This window comes from Streptomyces sp. SAI-170, assembly GCF_049739565.1.
In the GTDB taxonomy this organism is placed as follows: domain Bacteria; phylum Actinomycetota; class Actinomycetes; order Streptomycetales; family Streptomycetaceae; genus Streptomyces.
This window is the reverse complement of the sequence record NZ_JBMGQD010000001.1, coordinates 7,266,021-7,283,741: the sequence shown is the minus strand read 5'-3', so window position 1 is coordinate 7,283,741 and position 17,721 is coordinate 7,266,021. Positions and strand designations below refer to the sequence as shown.

The 17,721-nt window shown below is 71.7% G+C and carries 18 protein-coding genes; 8 read left to right on the top strand and 10 right to left on the bottom strand.

Features of this window, described 5'->3' with window-relative positions:
• Nucleotides 1–47: 47 nt before the first annotated feature.
• On the bottom strand, nucleotides 48–842 hold the full coding sequence (locus RKD23_RS32865; RefSeq protein WP_404039490.1) for a metal-dependent hydrolase: 795 nt from the start codon (nucleotides 840–842) through the stop codon (nucleotides 48–50).
• A 145-nt stretch (nucleotides 843–987) separates the two neighbouring features.
• Here RKD23_RS32865 and RKD23_RS32860 point away from each other — a divergent pair, with 145 nt between their 5' ends.
• On the top strand, nucleotides 988–3,501 hold the full coding sequence (locus RKD23_RS32860) for a DEAD/DEAH box helicase (protein WP_424856992.1): 2,514 nt from the start codon (nucleotides 988–990) through the stop codon (nucleotides 3,499–3,501).
• Nucleotides 3,502–3,520: 19 nt separating this feature from the next.
• The gene (locus RKD23_RS32855) at nucleotides 3,521–4,387 is read left to right on the top strand and encodes an acyl-CoA thioesterase (protein WP_424856991.1); all 867 of its coding nucleotides are present in this window, start codon (nucleotides 3,521–3,523) and stop codon (nucleotides 4,385–4,387) included.
• Between the two features lie 5 nt (nucleotides 4,388–4,392).
• Here the strand turns inward: RKD23_RS32855 and RKD23_RS32850 are convergent, their stop codons facing one another.
• Both RKD23_RS32850 and RKD23_RS32845 read right to left on the bottom strand, forming a co-directional pair.
• A complete protein-coding gene (locus RKD23_RS32850) occupies nucleotides 4,393–5,355 on the bottom strand; it encodes a DUF6397 family protein (RefSeq protein WP_424856990.1) in 963 nt (320 codons plus the stop codon).
• Between the two features lie 124 nt (nucleotides 5,356–5,479).
• A complete protein-coding gene (locus RKD23_RS32845) occupies nucleotides 5,480–5,893 on the bottom strand; it encodes a roadblock/LC7 domain-containing protein (RefSeq protein WP_404039499.1) in 414 nt (137 codons plus the stop codon).
• 104 nt (nucleotides 5,894–5,997) lie between these two features.
• Between RKD23_RS32845 and RKD23_RS32840 the strand changes: the two genes are divergently transcribed.
• The gene (locus RKD23_RS32840) at nucleotides 5,998–6,426 is read left to right on the top strand and encodes a PPOX class F420-dependent oxidoreductase (protein ID WP_424856989.1); all 429 of its coding nucleotides are present in this window, start codon (nucleotides 5,998–6,000) and stop codon (nucleotides 6,424–6,426) included.
• 15 nt (nucleotides 6,427–6,441) lie between these two features.
• Here RKD23_RS32840 and RKD23_RS32835 read toward each other — a convergent pair whose 3' ends face one another.
• The 5 genes from RKD23_RS32835 to RKD23_RS32815 form a co-directional block, all read right to left on the bottom strand.
• The gene (locus RKD23_RS32835) at nucleotides 6,442–7,047 is read right to left on the bottom strand and encodes a GTP-binding protein (protein WP_424856988.1); all 606 of its coding nucleotides are present in this window, start codon (nucleotides 7,045–7,047) and stop codon (nucleotides 6,442–6,444) included.
• Between the two features lie 121 nt (nucleotides 7,048–7,168).
• On the bottom strand, nucleotides 7,169–7,582 hold the full coding sequence (locus tag RKD23_RS32830; protein ID WP_424856987.1) for a DUF742 domain-containing protein: 414 nt from the start codon (nucleotides 7,580–7,582) through the stop codon (nucleotides 7,169–7,171).
• 22 nt (nucleotides 7,583–7,604) lie between these two features.
• A complete protein-coding gene (locus RKD23_RS32825) occupies nucleotides 7,605–8,042 on the bottom strand; it encodes a roadblock/LC7 domain-containing protein (protein WP_424856986.1) in 438 nt (145 codons plus the stop codon).
• The gene (locus tag RKD23_RS32820) at nucleotides 8,039–10,513 is read right to left on the bottom strand and encodes a nitrate- and nitrite sensing domain-containing protein (RefSeq protein WP_424858386.1); all 2,475 of its coding nucleotides are present in this window, start codon (nucleotides 10,511–10,513) and stop codon (nucleotides 8,039–8,041) included. Before RKD23_RS32820 ends, RKD23_RS32825 begins: the two co-directional genes overlap by 4 nt.
• Nucleotides 10,514–10,655: 142 nt before the next feature.
• Nucleotides 10,656–11,426, bottom strand: a complete 771-nt coding sequence (locus tag RKD23_RS32815) for an MHYT domain-containing protein (protein ID WP_424856985.1) — start codon at nucleotides 11,424–11,426, stop codon at nucleotides 10,656–10,658.
• Between the two features lie 152 nt (nucleotides 11,427–11,578).
• On the opposite strand from RKD23_RS32815, the gene RKD23_RS32810 reads away from it, so the two are divergent.
• Nucleotides 11,579–12,178, top strand: coding sequence for a class I SAM-dependent methyltransferase (locus tag RKD23_RS32810; protein ID WP_424856984.1), 600 nt, complete (start codon nucleotides 11,579–11,581; stop codon nucleotides 12,176–12,178).
• Between the two features lie 38 nt (nucleotides 12,179–12,216).
• Here the strand turns inward: RKD23_RS32810 and RKD23_RS32805 are convergent, their stop codons facing one another.
• On the bottom strand, nucleotides 12,217–12,972 hold the full coding sequence (locus RKD23_RS32805; RefSeq protein ID WP_424856983.1) for an alpha/beta fold hydrolase: 756 nt from the start codon (nucleotides 12,970–12,972) through the stop codon (nucleotides 12,217–12,219).
• 153 nt (nucleotides 12,973–13,125) lie between these two features.
• Here RKD23_RS32805 and RKD23_RS32800 point away from each other — a divergent pair, with 153 nt between their 5' ends.
• A complete protein-coding gene (locus tag RKD23_RS32800) occupies nucleotides 13,126–13,650 on the top strand; it encodes a PadR family transcriptional regulator (RefSeq protein WP_424856982.1) in 525 nt (174 codons plus the stop codon).
• On the opposite strand, the gene RKD23_RS32795 is transcribed toward RKD23_RS32800, so the two are convergent.
• Nucleotides 13,636–14,601, bottom strand: coding sequence for an oxygenase MpaB family protein (locus tag RKD23_RS32795; RefSeq protein ID WP_424856981.1), 966 nt, complete (start codon nucleotides 14,599–14,601; stop codon nucleotides 13,636–13,638). The genes RKD23_RS32800 and RKD23_RS32795 overlap by 15 nt on opposite strands.
• Before the next feature lie 119 nt (nucleotides 14,602–14,720).
• Here RKD23_RS32795 and RKD23_RS32790 point away from each other — a divergent pair, with 119 nt between their 5' ends.
• From RKD23_RS32790 to RKD23_RS32780, 3 genes are all read left to right on the top strand, one after another.
• A complete protein-coding gene (locus RKD23_RS32790) occupies nucleotides 14,721–15,017 on the top strand; it encodes a hypothetical protein (protein WP_424856980.1) in 297 nt (98 codons plus the stop codon).
• A gap of 134 nt (nucleotides 15,018–15,151) precedes the next feature.
• Complete coding sequence (locus tag RKD23_RS32785) at nucleotides 15,152–16,033, top strand: hypothetical protein (RefSeq protein ID WP_424856979.1); 882 nt, start codon at nucleotides 15,152–15,154, stop codon at nucleotides 16,031–16,033.
• 302 nt (nucleotides 16,034–16,335) lie between these two features.
• Nucleotides 16,336–17,721, top strand: a complete 1,386-nt coding sequence (locus tag RKD23_RS32780) for a tannase/feruloyl esterase family alpha/beta hydrolase (RefSeq protein ID WP_424856978.1) — start codon at nucleotides 16,336–16,338, stop codon at nucleotides 17,719–17,721.

Here is a 17,721-nt window from a genome sequence, read left to right as displayed (position 1 = left end):
CCGAAGCCAACCGCTACGCCGGCGGTCGGGACCGCGGCGCGGATCGCTCAGATGAAGTTGAGCGCGGCCGCGCCGCCCACTCCCCCGAGCACCATGAACGCCGGCATCAGCACCTTCAGCTCCACCCAGCTGCCCGCCCGGAACCGCATGGCCTTGGGCGGGCCGATCGGGTACCAGCGCTTTCGGCCCACCGGGATCGGCCACAGGATCGGGCATCCGGAGACCGTCAGCGCGTCCCCGATGTCGTGCACCAGAGCGCCGAGCACGATCGGCAGGCCCAGCCACAGGTACTCCTGGCCCGGCGCCGTGAACATCCAGTCCGCGCCGTTGCCCGGCTTGTCCAGCACCCCGGCGAGGATCCACGCGCTGGTCGCGGCCAGCAGCCACACCAGCACATCGCTGCTCGACCCGCGGGCGGCCCGCCACAGCAGACCCTCGATCGCCAGCACCATGTGCACGAAGAGGATCGCCAGGACCGCCCAGCGGCCGCCCGTGATCGCCAGCGCCGAGGCGCCCGCCCCGAGCAGGACCGCCCACAGCCAGGTGTGGGTCAGTGTGCGGTGCCCGCCCGAGCGGCGCGCGTCGCCCTGCTTGCGCGTGGCCTTGTAGACGGCGTAGGAGAGCTTGTCCACGATCTCGCACACACCGCGCGACAGCGGACCAAACGCGCGCGAGATGGTGGCCGCTTTGTGATCGAGGTCCGGGGCGAGCGCCGCGCCGGCGCAGAGCAGGGAACCGACCAGGAGGACCGGCCAGGGCATCGTGTGCCCGGCCGCGGCGGCGGCCGCTCCGACGCCGAGCCAGGCCGCGGCGCCCGAGAGTGAGTGTGCTGGTCCCATCATCGCCGTTGCCCGCCCCGTTCCTCGTCTGCCGCTGTCCAGTTGGCCGCGTGGACTGACGCCACGTCGGCGACACAGCGTAGCGGTCGTGATCTTCGGGCGGGCATCCGATTCCCGCATCGGGGCGGAGGCCAGGCAAGATGGGGGCGTGACCCTCATCGATCAGCTCCCGCCGACCGCAGACCCCGACGCCCTCTACGAAGCCTTCGAGTCCTGGGCCGAGGAGCGGGGTCTCACGCTCTACCCCCATCAGGAGGAGGCGCTGATCGAGGTGGTGTCCGGTGCGAACGTGATCGTGTCGACGCCCACGGGCTCCGGCAAGAGCATGATCGCCGCGGGCGCCCATTTCGCCGCGCTCGCCCGTGACGAGGTCACCTTCTACACGGCTCCGATCAAGGCGCTGGTGTCGGAGAAGTTCTTCGAGCTGTGCAAGCTCTTCGGCACCGAGAACGTCGGCATGCTCACCGGCGACGCCTCCGTGAACGCCGACGCGCCCGTCATCTGCTGCACCGCCGAGGTGCTCGCCTCGATCGCGCTGCGCGACGGCAAGAACGCCGACGTCGGCCAGGTCGTCATGGACGAGTTCCACTTCTACGCCGAGCAGGACCGCGGGTGGGCCTGGCAGATCCCCATCCTGGAGCTGCCGCAGGCGCAGTTCATCCTGATGTCGGCCACACTCGGCGACGTCTCGATGTTCGAGAAGGACCTCACCCGGCGCACCGGCCGCCCCACCTCGGTGGTCCGCTCCGCGACCCGCCCGGTGCCGCTGTCCTACGAGTACCAGCGCACCCCGATGACGGAGACGCTCACCGAGCTGCTCCAGACGCAGCAGGCGCCGGTGTACATCGTGCACTTCACCCAGGCGCAGGCCGTGGAGCGGGCGCAGGCGCTGATGAGCATCAACATGTGCTCCAAGGACGAGAAGGAGCAGATCGCCGAGCTGATCGGCAACTTCCGCTTCACCACCAAGTTCGGCCGCAACCTCTCCCGTTACGTCCGGCACGGCATCGGTGTGCACCACGCGGGCATGCTGCCCAAGTACCGGCGTCTGGTGGAGAAGCTCGCGCAGGCAGGCCTGTTGAAGGTCATCTGCGGCACCGACACCCTCGGCGTCGGCGTCAACGTGCCCATCCGCACGGTGCTGTTCACGGCGCTCACCAAGTACGACGGCAGCCGTGTGCGCACGCTGCGCGCCCGGGAGTTCCATCAGATCGCGGGCCGGGCCGGCCGGGCCGGCTTCGACACGGCGGGCTTCGTCGTGGCGCAGGCTCCCGAGCACGTCATCGAGAACGAGAAGGCGCTCGCCAAGGCGGGCGACGACCCGAAGAAGCGGCGCAAGGTGGTGCGCAAGAAGGCGCCCGAGGGTTTTGTGGCGTGGAGCGAGGACACCTTCGAGAAGCTGATCGCGTCCCAGCCGGAGCCGCTCACCTCCCGCTTCCGTGTCACGCACACGATGCTGCTGTCGGTGATCGCCCGTCCCGGCAACGCCTTCGAGGCGATGCGGCATCTGCTGGAGGACAACCACGAGCCGCGCAGGCAGCAGCTGCGGCACATCCGCCGGGCCATCGCCATCTACCGCTCGCTGCTGGACGGCGGCATCGTCGAGAAGCTCGACGAACCCGACGCCGAGGGCCGTATCGTCCGGCTCACGGTCGACCTCCAGCAGGACTTCGCGCTCAACCAGCCGCTGTCCACCTTCGCGCTGGCCGCGTTCGAGCTCCTCGACCCCGAGTCGCCGTCGTACGCCCTGGACATGGTGTCGGTCGTGGAGTCCACCCTGGACGACCCGCGGCAGATCCTCGCCGCCCAGCAGAACAAGGCGCGCGGCGAGGCCGTGGCGGCGATGAAGTCGGACGGCGTCGAGTACGAGGAGCGCATGGAGCGCCTCCAGGACGTCACCTACCCCAAGCCGCTGGAGGAGCTGCTCTTCCACGCGTACAACACCTACCGCAAGAGCCACCCCTGGGTCGGCGACCACCCGCTGTCGCCGAAGTCCGTGATCCGCGACATGTACGAGCGGGCCATGTCCTTCACCGAGCTGGTCTCCCACTACGAGCTGGCCCGCACCGAGGGCATCGTGCTGCGCTACCTCGCCAGCGCCTACAAGGCCCTCGACCACAACATCCCGGACGACCTGAAGTCCGAGGATCTCGAAGACCTGATCGAGTGGCTGGGCGAGATGGTCCGCCAGGTCGACTCCAGCCTGCTGGACGAGTGGGAGCAGCTCGCCAACCCGGAGGTGATGACCGCCGAGGAGGCGCAGGAGAAGGCCGACGAGGTCAAGCCGGTCACCACCAACGCGCGTGCCTTCCGGGTCCTGGTCCGCAACGCCATGTTCCGGCGGGTGGAGCTGGCCGCCCTCGACCAGGTCGACGAGCTGGGCGAGATGGACGCCGAGTCCGGCTGGGACGCGGACGCCTGGGGCGAGGCGATGGACAAGTACTGGGACGAGTACGAAGATCTCGGCACCGGTCCGAACGCCCGTGGGCCCAAGCTTCTCGTCATCGAGGAGGAGCCGCAGAACCGCCTGTGGCGGGTCCGGCAGATCTTCGACGACCCGAACGGGGATCATGACTGGGGCATCAGCGCGGAGATCGACCTGGAGGCCTCCGACGCGGAGGGACGCGCGGTTGTCCGTGTGACGGACGTCGGCCAGCTGTGAGCACAGGAGAGACACGCCCATGACGAACCCGGCCGAGAGGCTCGTGGACCTGCTCGACCTGGAGCAGATCGAGGTCAACATCTTCCGTGGCCGCAGCCCCGAGGAGTCCCTGCAGCGGGTCTTCGGCGGGCAGGTGGCCGGCCAGGCGCTGGTGGCTGCCGGGCGCACCACCGAGGGCGACCGCCCGGTGCACTCGCTGCACGCGTACTTCCTGCGGCCGGGCCGGCCGGGCGTGCCGATCGTGTACCAGGTGGAACGGGTGCGCGACGGGCGGTCGTTCACGACCCGCCGGGTCACCGCCGTGCAGCAGGGCCGCACGATCTTCAATCTGACCGCCTCCTTTCACAAGCCTGAGGAAGGGAGCTTCGAGCACCAGCTGCCGCCGGCGCGCAAGGTCCCGGACCCGGAGTCCCTTCCGACGGTCACGGACGAGATCCGGGAGCATCTGGGCACGCTGCCCGAGCAGTTGGAGCGGATGGCGCGCCGTCAGCCCTTCGACATCCGGTACGTGGACCGGCTGCGCTGGACCAAGGAAGAGGTCCAGGGCTCCGATCCGCGCAGCGCGGTGTGGATGCGCGCGGTGGGGCCGCTGGGTGACGACCCGCTCGTGCACACCTGCGCGCTGACGTACGCCAGTGACATGACCCTCCTGGACGCGGTGCGCATCCCGGTGGAACCGCTGTGGGGGCCGCGTGGTTTCGACATGGCGTCGCTGGATCACGCGATGTGGTTCCACCGGCCGTTCCGCGCCGACGAGTGGTTCCTCTACGACCAGGAGTCGCCGATCGCCACGGGCGGGCGAGGACTGGCCCGCGGCAGGATCTACGACCTGGAGGGCCGGCTGCTCGTCTCCGTCGTCCAGGAAGGTCTCTTCAGGGCCCTGTAGCCCGGTCAGGAGCGCTGCGGGGCGCGTTCCGCGCGTCGGACACGTGCCCTGCCGCGACGCAGTCGGCCGAGCAGCCCCGTCCGGGTTCGACCGGGGGCGTGAGGTGTGGACCCGCAGGCCTCTTCAGGGAGAGTCATGTCACTGCCGCTGGGCTCGGCAGGGGCCGGCGGGGTGTCCTGCCGGTGCGCCGGGCGCGGTGCGGGCCGGTGTCGGCGGGCCTCCTCCAGCGTCGCGGTCAGCTCGGACCTGAGCCAGGCGATCTCGTCCGGGTCGTCCGCCGTCATGATGCGCTCGGCGATGTGGGCGGACGGGGAGCCCGGCGAGCCGTTGCCGGGCGGTCCCGGGCGGAAGCGGTTCACATGGGAGCGCTCGTAGGGGTCCGGCACGAGCTGGGCGATCTCGACGGGCGCGAGCAGGGCCGCGAGTGCTCCCGCACGCTGCCAGGGATCGTCGGCCTGGCGGAGAAGGAATCCGAGGTGGCGTCCGCGCCAGTTCCGGGCGCGCAGGTCGAGGCCGTCCTCGGCCTGGCCGCGCAGGCCGGCGGGCATCCGCCCTGTCAGCAGTGGGGTGTTGTCCGCGTCGGCGGCGAACTGCCGGAGTTCGTCGGCGAGATACAGCCAGACCACGGCCCGGTAGCGATTGAGGTAGAAGCGCACCGGCACCACCAGGCCCAGGCGGGCGAGCCGGGTGAACCGGGTGGCGGGCACCTCCATGAGGGCCGCTCCCTCGCTGGTGCCCACGACGCGCACGCTGTCCTGGAGGGCTTCCGGGAAGTCCGGCTCGGCGCGCAGTCGGTCGAGTTCGGCGTACGGGACCCGGCGGCCTCCGCCGCCCTCGTCGGGCACGGTACGGATACGCCCGAGGTGCACCGCGAGATCGAAGTCGTTGCGCTTGAGGCCCAGTTCGCGGGCGGCGCGGCTCGGCGTGCAGGTGAGGTGGTCGGGTCGCGTGATGGTGTCGCCTGACATGGTCGGTCTCCCCCGTGGAGTCGGTGGCTCGCTCGGTGCGATGCCCGTGGAAAAGACCGTAGCGGCCGCGGCCGATCTCGTGGCGAGCCTGTGGATAACTTTGTGACGGGGGTGAAAGCGCAGGTCAGAGGTCTATGGAGGGGGTGCGCTCGGGGTGCCGGGCGTCGACGGCGAGGTGCTCGCCGACCCGGTTGACGAGCAGCGTCATCTCGTAGGCGATCTGCCCGATGTCGGCGTCGGCGCCGCTGAGGACGCACAGACAGCTTCCGGTGCCCGCGGCGGTGACGAAGAGCACCGCGTCGTCGAACTCGACCATCGTCTGGCGTACCTGTCCGGCGCCGAAGTGGCGTCCCGAGCCCTTGGCGAGGCTGTGCAGTCCGGACGCGACGGCGGCGAGGTGTTCCGCGTCCTCGCGCCGCAGCCCGGTGCTCGCGCCGGTGACCAGGCCGTCGTTGGACAGCACCAGCACGTGCCGTACCTGGTCGACGCGCTCGGTCAGATCGTCCAGAAGCCAGCCGAGTCCCTGGTTCTGCCCCATGTTCCGGTCTCCCCGTGTTCTCCCCGTGTGACGTCTCCTCCGTGTCGGAGGAACTCTTCGCCAGCCTTCCCCACGAGCGGCGTGCGGGCAAGGAGGATGTGGCCATGGCACACAAGATGACCGACGACGAGTGGCGGGCGTTCGTCTCCTACGGAACACGCACCGGCAAACTGTCCACCGTCCGGGCCGACGGCAGCCCGCACGTGGCGCCGATCTGGTTCCTCCTCGACGGCGACGAGGTGGTGTTCACCACCGGCAGCCGCACCGTCAAGGGGCGGAATCTGGTGCGCGACGGACGGGTCGCCCTGTGCGTGGACGACGACCGGCCACCGTTCGACTTCGTGGTGCTGCAGGGCCACGCCCGGGTGTCGGAGGACCAGGCGGACCTGCGTCGCTGGGCGACTCGTCTGGGGGCGCGGTACATGGGCGAGGAGCGCGGCGAGGAGTTCGGCGCGCGCAACGCCGTACCGGGTGAGCTTCTCGTCCGGGTGTCGATCGACAAGGTCGTCTCCGAGAAGGCCGTCTCCGGCTGAGGCCGCTGCCGGACGTCAGCCGACGGAGTCGAGCAGTCGGGCGGTGTGCACGCGTCCGGCGTACTCCACGAGCCGGATGAGCACTTCCTTGCCGGAGTCCCGGTCGCGGGCGTCGCAGAGCACGACCGGTGTGCCCTGGTCGAGATCGAGCGCGCTCAGTACGTCGGCGACGTCGTGTGCGCGGGCGCCGGCGAAGCAGTTGACCGCGACCACGAACGGGATGTGCCGGTGCTCGAAGTAGTCGACGGCCGGGAAGCAGTCCTCGAGGCGCCTGGTGTCGGCGAGGACGACGGCGCCGAGCGCACCCTGCGCCAACTCGTCCCACAGGAACCAGAAGCGGTCCTGTCCGGGGGTGCCGAACAGGTAGAGGGACAGCCCGGAACGGATGGTGATCCGTCCGAAGTCCATGGCCACGGTGGTGGTCACCTTTTGGTCCACGCCGTCGGTGTCGTCCACCGACTGGCCCGCCTGGCTGAGCAGTTCCTCCGTGCGCAGCGGCCTGATCTCGCTGACCGCGCCCACCAGGGTCGTCTTGCCCACGCCGAAACCGCCGGCGACCAGAATCTTCAACGCCAGAGCGGCCGTCTCGTCGTCCGTGGCGTCGGAGTGCTCGGAGACCATGGATCACTTCTCTCGGGAGTGCCGGAATCGGTCGACGTGGGGGTGTGGGGCGCACGGGCGGTGTGCCGACGCGTCTTCAATGAGCGCCGGTGCGCGCCCACTTCACTTTTCGCAGGCTTCTCTACAGCGCCCGCAGCCCTTCGATCACCTCGCGCAGAATCCGTTCGTCGGGCAGTTGCGCGGGCGGTACGGGACGGGTGACGGTGACCCGGCCCAGTTCCAGGAGGTCGCCGAGGAGCACCCGGACCACGCCGACCGGCAGGTCGGTGCCTGCGGCGAGTTCGGCGACGGACTGTGTCTCCGTACGGCACAGGTCGACCAGCGCGCGGTGTTCGGGGCCGAGCGCGGCGTCGTCCTCGGCCCCGGGCGCCGCGGGGTCGAGGGTGACCAGGGCGATCAGGTCGAAGCGGACTCCGGTGGGCGCGGGCCGGGTCCGGCCGCCCGTCATGGCGTAGGGGCGGACGATCGGGCCGGCCTCGCCGTCGTACCACTGGCTGCCCGGTTCTCTCGGAGCGCCCCGCAGGTCGTCGGTCATCGTCGTGGACCGCCTTCTCCGCTCATCCCGCCGCGGGCGGCCGCGCGGTGACGCGGGGCGGCGTGTAGAGGTGTTCGCCGACACGCTTGACCAGACGTGCCATCTCGTACGCGACGAGGCCGATGTCGGCGGTCACGGCGGTGAGGAGGGCGAGGCAGGAGCCGTCGCCCGCGGCCGCCACGAACAGGAAGCCTTCGTCCATTTCGACCATGGTCTGGCGTACGCCTCCAGCCCCGAAGTGCCGGCCCGCGCCCTTGGCGAGGCTGTTGAATCCGGAGGAGACCGCGGCGAGATGCTCGGCGTCCTCGCGGCTGAGGTCGCTGGAGGCGCCCACGGCGAGCCCGTCGTTGGACAGCACCACGGCGTGCCGTACCTCGCGGACGCGCAGCACCAGGTCGTCCAGCAGCCAGTCGAGTTCGCCGGACCGCTGGGCGGTTCTTCTGCTCGGGTCCTGGATCATGCGGGGTCTCCTTCGCTGCTGTCGCCTGCCGGGCCGGCGCCACGGCCGGGTCGTCTGCCACCGCCACGCGCCCAGCCGTCGCGGTAGGCGGCCATGCGGTCCCGTACGAGTTCGGGGGTGCGCCCGTCGTCGTCGGGAGGCCCGGGCGGCCGGGCGGGTCCCTCGGGGCGCCTCTCGCGCAACTGGGGGGCGAGGGAGGCCTGGCGGACCCGGCGTGGCAGGTCCTCGGACGTCTCGGTGTCGTCCGGTGTGCGGTGCGGGCGCAAGGCGGTCACCCCCGGCGGCGTCGTATCGGACAAGGGCGGGGCGGGGGCGGGGGCGGCAAGCGCCGGACGGTCGGCGGCCCGGTGGAAGATGTCCTGATGCGGGGGGCCTGCGGGCACGCGCGCGTACTCGCGTTCGGTGGGCCTGGGTGTCTCGGCGGCCTGGCTGCCGGATCGTTCCGCCGCCCCGTTGTGCAGCAGCGCTACGGGCAGCAGGACGACCGCGGTGGTGCCGCCGTAGGGCGAGGGCCGCAGATGGACCTGGATGCCGTGCCTGGCCGCGAGGCGGCTCACCACGAACAGGCCGAGCCGGTCGCTGTCGAACAGGTCGAGGGCCTCGGACTGCGCGATGCGCCGGTTGGCCTCGGCGAGGGTCTCCTTGCCCATGCCCAGGCCGCGGTCCTCCACCTCGATGGCGTATCCGTTGCCGACGGGCTCGCCCGTGACCCGCACACGCGTGTGGGGCGGGGAGAACTGGGCGGCGTTCTCGATGATCTCGGCCAGCAGGTGCGTGAGGTCGGCGACGGCCGCACCGACGACGGCCGCCTCGGGGAGTTGCCTTACCTCCACGCGCGCGTAGTCCTCGACCTCGGAGACCGCGGCACGCACGACGTTGGTCAGCGAGACCGGCATGCGCCAGGCTCGGCCGGGGGCGGCGCCGGAGAGGATGATCAGGCTCTCGGCGTGGCGCCGCATGCGGGTGGTGAGGTGGTCCAGGCGGAAGAGGTCGCTCAGCTCGTTCGGGTCGTCCGAGCGGCGTTCCATGCTGTCGAGCAGGCTGAGCTGGCGGTGGACGAGGACCTGGCTGCGCCGGGCGAGGTTGACGAAGACGCCGGAGATTCCGCTGGCGAGTTCGGCGCGCTCCACGGCGGCCCGCAGGGCGGCCCGGTGCACGGTGCTGAGGGCTTCGGCGACCTGTCCGGTCTCGTCCTCGGCGGGCGGCCCTGGCGGCGCCTCCGCGCGGATGTCGATCTCCTCTCCCGCGCGCAGCTTGCGCATGGCGTCGGGGAGTTTGCGCCGGGCGATCTCCAGGGCGCTGTTGCGCAGGCTGACGAGTTCCACGACAAGACCACGGCCGATGCGCACCGAGATGACGAGGGAGGCGGCGACGGCGGCCAGCCCGAACAGCACGGCCGCGCCGGCCGGGGTGAGCAGTCCATGGGTCAGCGGGTCGGCCCGGCCGGCCACGTCCCGGGCCGCGGACTGCTCGATGGCCCGCATCTCGCTCTGCACGCGCGCGTGGGTACTGTTCCAGGCGGCGCCGGCGGGTTCACCTGTGAGGGCTTCGTCCTCCAGTGCGGTGACGGCGGCATAGGCGTCGCTGTCGGCGAGCTCGCGCCAGGCGGCCCGTTCCGAGCCGCGCAGATCGACGACGGCTGACTCGGTGAGGGTACGGCGCGTGTCGACGGCCCCGGTGAACAGCCGCAGCCGCTCACCCGACAAGCCCTTGGCCGGACGTACGCCGGCCAGCAGCACGTCCTCCCGGGCCAGCGCCTCACCCGCGCGGGAGAACTCCAGCAGCACGCGCGTGTCGGAGCCGAGTTCGGCGCTCTGGATGCCGCTGAGGGCGCCGCCCACGGCGAAGGCGTCCGCGATGGTGCGGCTGTAGCGCTCGTACGTCTCCTGCCAGTCGGCGCGTCCGTCCTTCAGGTCGGTGCGCAGTCCGCGCAGCCGCTCGGTGCCGTCGACGAAGGCCTCCAGGCGCTGGGCGACTCCGGGCGGCAGTTCCTGGCTCTCGGCGACGGTGTTGTGCTCGTCGAGCCGCAGCCGGGCCACCGCGCGGTCGGTGGCGCGCGCGAGCCGGTCGAGGTCGTCGCCGCTGCCGGCGGCGGGGTCGGTCGCCCGACGTACGGCCGCGGCGCGCTCGGCCTGGAGGGCGGCGACCGCGGCCGTGACGGGCGTGCGGACCTCGGCGTCCACGCGTTGCAACTGCCGCAGCCGGGAGACGTCCTGGGCGGTGGTCACGGTCGCGTACGCCCACAGCGCCAGCAGCGACACCACCGGCACCATCAGCAGGCAGACGATCCGTGCGCGCACCGTGCGCGGACGGGTCCAACGGCGTCCCACGCGCGGGGGCTCGGTTTCCGGGCCGGTGCCCGCCGGGTCGGCGGGGTTCTCGTCGGCCGGGAGCCCGGCGTGGGCGCGGCGGCCGCGCGGCGGTGGGGGCGGCGACTGGGCGCCTGTGGGGGTGCTGCGGGGTGTACGCATGGCCTCCTCGCTCGGAAGGGATTCGGGGGACGTGCCGTCGGGGCCGGCCGAGGCGGTGGCCGTGGGCGTGACGGGGGCGGTCACGGGTGGTGGGCCGGTGATCGCGGCCATGAGGTGAAGGCCGGGGCTCCTCGGCGGGGGATCAGCGGGCGAGTTCCACCGGCCGCTGGGCCGCCGCGGTCGCCTCGCGCTCCCCCGCCGTCGGCGACAGGGCGACGAAGGCCGAGGTCAGGAAGAGGTAGGACCCGAGGCCGACGGCGAGGGGGAAGATGAACTGCATCGCCGTGGCCCCGGGCAGCACCTCACCGGAGGGCGTGACTCGCACGTCCACCGCGAACATGGCGGTGTAGTGCATGCTGCTGACCGCCACGCCCATGACCAGCGAGGCGACGGTGACCGCGAGGGGCGACTTGATGTTCAGCGCCGCCCACAGGGCCGCCGTCGCCGCGACGACGGCGATCAGGACGGAGACGGCGACCATGACGGGGTCGTAGGTCACATCGCCGTGCAGCCGCACCGCCGCCATGCCCAGGTAGTGCATGCTCGCCACGCCGAGGCCGGTGGTCAGGCCGCCGATCAGCAGCGACCGGCCCCGCTCGCGGCCGTAGCCGACGGCGAAGACGCCGGCGCTGACGACGAGCATGGCGACGAGCAGACTGAGGATGGTCAGCGGCACGTCGTAGCGGATGTCGGTGCCATGGACGCCGAAGCCGAGCATGGCCACGAAGTGCATGGTCCAGATGCCGGTACCGATGGCCGAGGCGGCGGTCAAGAGCCAGTTGCGGCGCGACCGTCCGGTGGCGCCGAGGGCGCGCACGGTGCATCGCAGTCCGAGCGCTGCGCCCATGCAGGCCATCAGGTACGACAGCGCGGGCGTCAGCCAGCCGAAGGTGGCGTGGTCCAGGTGTCCCATGGCCCGGGGACGCTAGCGGGGGCACGGGCGCACAGAGGGGGCGCATTTCGAAAGCTGCTGGAATATGACGCCTAGATGTTTCGGAACGATCGCGTCCCGCTCGAACATGTGCGCCGAGGCGTCATCCGTGTCGGTGAGGGATCATGCGGAGCATGAGCGACGACCGTACGCACGTCCAGGAGTTCTTCACGGCCCGCGCCGCCGACTGGGACAGCCGCTTCCCCGACGACGGCCCCGCCTACGCGGCAGCCGTGGCCGACCTCGGCCTGCGGGAAGGCGACCGGGTGCTCGACGCGGGCTGCGGCACCGGGCGGGCGCTGCCGCCGCTGCGCGCCGCCGTGGGCCCCTCGGGAGTGGTTCTCGGTGCCGATATCACCCCGGCCATGCTGGAGGCCGCCGTGGCGGCCGGACGGGACCGGGACGGACAGTTGCTGCTCGCGGACGTCGCCGCGCTGCCGCTGCGCTCGCAGGCGCTCGACGCCGTGTTCGGCGCGGGACTCGTCTCGCATCTGTCCGAACCGGAGGAGAACCTCCGGGAGTTGTGGCGTGTGGTGCGCCCCGGCGGCACTCTGGCGCTGTTCCACCCGATCGGGCGGGCGGCCCTGGCGGCCCGGCAGGGACGGCAGATCACCCCGGCGGATCTTCGCGCCGAGCCCAACCTCCGCCCGCTTCTCGCGCGTTCGGGGTGGCGCATGACGTCGTACGTCGACGAAGACGCCCGCTTTCTCGCCCTGGCCGTGCGGACGGACTGAGCTTCGGACTCGCCCGGGCCGTGCGGACGGACTGGCCCTCAAAGACGTCCGGCGACGGCGGCCGCGAAGGCCTCCGGGTTGTCGAACATGACGTTGTGCCCCGCGCCCGGCACCGTCACCACGCGCACGCCTGCTGCCTCCAGGGCCTTCCCGCCCTCCAGTTCGCCGCTCAGCTCACCCTGAAGGTAGACACGGTCGACGGGCGCCGTCTCCAGGATCGTGCGCATGACGGGCGTGGATCCGCCGACGAGCCCGACCGCCGTGCGGTGCAGCGCACGCGGGTCCGCCAGACGCATCGTCGCCGCCCACACAGGGCCGATCTTCTCCAGTACGCGCGTGTACCCATGCTCCACGAAGGCGTCCTCCTCCCATGTGGCAATGCCACTGCTCGCCGCAGTGAGGGGCGGGTGGGCGTCGAGGTTGGCCTCGGTGAGCACCAGCCGCGACACGAGGTCGGGCCGGCGGTGGGCAAGGACGAGCGCCACTGCGCCGCCCATGCTGTGCGCGATCAGCTCGGCGCCGCTCAGCCCGGCCGTGTCCAGCACCGCCGCGAGGGCGTCGGCGTGGGCCTCCAAGGTGTACGAGAAGTGCTCGGGCCGGTCGCTGATGCCGTGTCCGGGCAGATCGACGAACAGGCTGCGCCGCCCTGCCAGTTCGGGCCGCGCGGCGATATGCGCGTGGTACACCGAGGACATCGACCCGAGCCCGTGCACATACACACGCGCGGGTTCCTCACCCGGCACCTCCGTCCACCGGATGCAGCTGCCCTTGTCGTCGAACTCCGCCTGACGCATCACATGCTCCTCTCGCCACCACCGGTTCGCTTCCGGCACACCGGAAGATACATCGGCGACGTAGTACTTCGCTACCGATGTATTGCGGCGCGAATGTACGATCCACCTGAGGTACCGCTTCAGCGAGGTACAGCGGGATGCGAAAATGCGGGCATGCTGGAGCTCGCCATCCTCGGATTCCTCTACGACGCCCCGCTGCACGGCTATGAGCTGCGCAAGCGGATCACGGCGCTGACCGGGCACGTCCGGCCCGTCGCGGAGAGCACGCTCTATCCGGCCATCAAGCGCCTGGAGAAGGCGGGGCTCCTGGAGCGCACGACGGAGCCCGGCGCGGGAGCCGCCCCGCGACACGTCCTGTCCCTGACGGCAGCGGGCCGGGACGACCTGCGCCGTCGACTCGCCGAGCCCGACCGGCTGGACATCACCGACGAGAACCGCTGGTTCACGGTGCTCGCCTTCCTGCGACACCTGGACGACCCCGCCGCCCAGGCGGCCGTACTACGGCGCAGGCTCGGCTTCCTGGAGGAGCCCGCGAGCTTCTTCTACGACGGAGACCGGCCGCTGCCCGCGGAGGAGCTGGACGACCCCTTCCGGCGCGGCATCCTCACCATCGCGCGCGCCACGTCCCGGGCCGAACTCACCTGGCTGCGCGCCACGCTCGGGTCACTCGGCGCCTGAAGTGCCTGGAGCACCTGGAGTGCCCGGAGCGCCCGAGGTGTCCGCGACCGGGGCCCCCGGTGTGCCCGCGGTGTCCAGGTGCCGGACCGGACAACCGCGCACTCCGGGAACCGGCCAGGTGCCCAGTTCGTTCACCTCGTAGCCGTCGGGATAGCCCTTGATCTCCCAGTTCTGCCGCGCGTAGTGGGGCGCGCGGCGCGGGGGCAGGAGTCGAACGGCACGCCCGCGCAGCCGCACCGCCCGGCGCACGAGCGTACGCGTGGCGGCGGGGGGAGGTGCGTAGCGGAAGGCCCGCAGCAGCGAGTCGTCGAGCAGGGCGAGCGTGGCGGTGCGCAGCAGCGGTGCCATGGGGCGCGGATACCAGGAGGCCATCAGGTCGAGCGTGGCGTCGGAGACCCGGCGCGCACCCTCGTCCCAGGCGAAGTGGGCGGCCTCGTAGTCGTCGAGGCAGCTCTCGAACTCCTCGTACGTCTCGGGGACGTCCTTGATGCCCATGCGCCGGCCGAGGGTGCGGTAGTAGACGGTCGAGGCCACGGTCTCGTGGCGGGACATCCTGCGCCAGGCGTAAGCGTCGATCCACCGCTTGGGCATCACGACGAACGTGCTGAGCACGTAGCGCATGTCGTCGTTGCTGATGTCGTAGCTGCGGTGCATCTGGTTGATGCGGCGGATCGCGGTGCGGCCCTGCTCGCTGTCGAAGCCGTGTTCCACGACGGCGTCGAGGAGCAGCGAGGTGTCGTCATAGCGCTTCTGGGTGCGGTCGGTCAGCTCCGCGGTCTCGGCCAGCAGGCGGCCGATGGAGGGGACGGCGTAGGTGCGGTAGAGGGCCAGTTCCAGCGCTCGGGTGTAGTCCCAGGGGAACTCGTAGGCGGAGCTCAGCCGGTAGATCTCCGAGGCTTCCTTGTACGGGTCCATCCGTCGGATCTGTTCCAGCCTCGCATAGCGCTTCACCGCGCCTTCCTCCTTCTGCCGCCGAAACTCCAACTCTACGGTGGGTAACAGCAGATGAAAGATCAGCCGGGGGGTAAGTGCATCACCTCGGGGAACAGAGGCAGGGAAGGGCGGTCGGCATGTTCGACAAGGTTCGCAAGGCCTGGCACAGACTCCTCAGTGCGCCGCGCACCGAGCGGCAGGGCGAGCGGGACAGGCGCGCGCACAACCTGTTCGAGGCGGCCGCGGTGTATGTCGCGGCCTGCGCCGAGGACGACCAGGACCGGATCGACGAGGCGTCCGGGTGGGTGTCGCCGGAGGCGCTGTCGTTCGGTGTGAACGAGCTGGCGTGCCGTGCGCTGATAGCGCTCGCGCGCGAGCGCGACGAGTCGCCGGGGACCGTGGCCCGCTCGCTGCTGGGTCTGCCGGCGGCCTGAGGCGCCCCGATGCAGGCGGTCGATTCGTCCCGTCACGTCGGAAACCGCAGCTCCGGGCGTTCTGGGGAGTCGTGACAAGGGCGTCCGGTGCGCATTAGGGTGCGCGCGGTTGGACGAACCCCTGGGAGGCTGGCATGGCCGGGACGGACGAAGACGCCGTCACCGCCGCGGACGACGCGCTGTATGTGCTCACGGCGGTGCTGCTGACGCCTGCGCAGTTCCCGAGCGTGCTCGGTGACGACTACCCCGAGGCCTGTGCGGCGCTCGGGCTGGCGCCGCTCGCCGACGGGTACGGACTGGTGCTCGGCCAGGACGGTGAGGGCGCGCGCTGGACCATCGTGACCGACGACGTCTCCCTGGTGGCCGTGGCCATCGCCTCCTGGGACTGCGGTATGGAGTACGACCTGTCCCCCACCGAGGACACGGTCGTGGTGGCGCTGCCCGGCTGGCCGCTCGCGGTCGCCGTCGCGGCTCCCGGGATCCCGGCCCCGCACGATCCCGATCCCGCGCTTGTCGACCAGCCTCCGCTCGCCCCGCCGGACACCTCCGGCTGGGGGCCGGCGCAGCGCCGCATGGGCGCGGACGAGGTCGCGCTGCAGTGGGCGTTGTGGCGCGAGCAGATCGACGACTCCGAGTTCGCCTCGATGGGCGCGGACGAGGCCTCCGGGGACGCCGCCGAAGGCTCTCCGGACGCCGACACGGACGCCCGGACCGACAGCGACGACACGGGGCAGGAGTCCGGCGGCGCCCGCAGTGGGGTGCGGCGGGTGCTGGCGGAGGCGCGGGCGTACGTGGACTCGCCGCCGCCGCTGGGCCGCGTCCGCTCCTCCTTCGCGCCGGGTGACGCACGGACGCTGCGGGCCGACGGCCCCGGCTGGTCGCTGGTGGCCAGGACGGACGACATCGCGTTCGTGCTGCTCGACGACGCGCCGGGAGAGGTGCTGCCGGTAGGGCGGGGTGCGGAGCTGCCGGGGCTGCTGGAGGCGCTGGACAAGATGGCTGTGCGCCCCAGCTGACCGGAGGCGGCTCTCTGCGGGCACGCCTCGGCTGCTCGCGGCAGCGGCACGCCCGTCAGGCATCCACCTCGGGGGCGCACCGGACGCACGCTCGATGACCTGCCTGCTGCACGGGCGAGCTGCCGCAAGCCTCCGCAACGGCAGCTTCGTTGACGTGTCTGTCGTGTGATGAGCCCCCAGGCGAAGGGCTCTTGGCATGTGGTGCCAACCCATGGCCGGTGGACTGGTGCGGCCACACGATGGGGCCACCCGCGCGCCCGATCGCCGTGCGGTCCCACCGTCGCCCGCCCTGGAGGCCGTTCATGCGTCTGTCCCGAGGTGTCCCACTCGCCGCCGCACTGCTGGCGGTGACCGTCACCGGCCCCGCTCCCGCCGCGGGGGCGGCCGATGACGGTCACTGCGCCCGCCAGGAGCGGGTGCGTGTGCCGGGGGCGGAGTTCCAGCGGAGCGCGTGCCTGGCCGACCTCACCACCACGGGGCTCGCGGGCACGCCGTACACCGACACCGCCGACCAGGCGGGGCTGACGGCGAAGGACACCCGCAGCCCGTCCGGGGTGCCGGGCATCCAGGTGGACGGCTACTTTCCCGACACCTCCAGCTTCAACGCCACGCACGGTTGGCACCACGACGCCCAGTTCGTCATCCGTATGCCCGACCACTGGAACGGCGGTCTCGTCGTCACGGGCGCGCCCGGTACACGCAGGCAGTACGCCGTCGACCGGGCGATCTCCGACCAGGTGCTGGCGCTGGGCTACGCCTACGCCGCCACCGACAAGGGCAACAACGGTGCCGACTTCTACCGCGACGGCTCCCGCCCCGGGGACGCGGTCGCCGAATGGAACGAGCGCACCACCCAGCTCACCCGGGCGGCCCGGCGCGCTGTCGCCCAGCGCTACGGGCATGCCCCGCGGCGCACCTACATGACGGGCATGTCCAACGGCGGCTACCTCACGCGCTGGCAGCTGGAGAACCACCCGGAGCTGTACGACGGGGGCGTGGACTGGGAGGGAGCCCTGTGGACCGCCGACGGCCCCAATCTGCTCACCTCCCTGCCGGTCACCGTCGCGCGGGCGGCCGGCTCCGCGCGGGACGAGGACCTGTACGCGGCGGGGTTCGCGCGCGGCTCGGAGTTCCTGTGGCCGTACCACGAGAAGGCCTACTGGGGGCTGACGCAGAAGATCTACCGCGCCGAGTTCGACCCGTCCTACGACCCCGGCTGTCCGGGCCCGTCGGCCGGCGGCACGGTCGAGCAGATCCTCGCGCCGTGCGCCTCCGACGCCGCCTACGACTACGCCTCGCGGCCCGCTTCCGTCCACCGGGCGGTGGCCCGGGTGGCGCTCACCGGACGCATCGGGCGGCCGATGATCACCCTGCACGGCGACCTGGACGCGCTGCTGCCGCAGGCGGCGGACTCCGATGTGTACGCCCGGATGATCGACGAGCGCGGCCGGGGCGGACTGCACCGCTACTACACGGTCCTGGGCGGCACGCACGTCGACGGCCTGTACGACACCTATCCGGACCGGCTGCGGCCGATCCTGCCCTGCTACCGCTCGGCGTTCGACGCGCTGGTGGCCTGGGTGGAGCGGGGCACGCCGCCGCCCTCCGACCGCGCCGTGGCCCGGTCCGCGAGCGGCGACGTGGTCGACTCGTGCACGTTGGACGATGCCGCCGCTCGCGACCGCTAG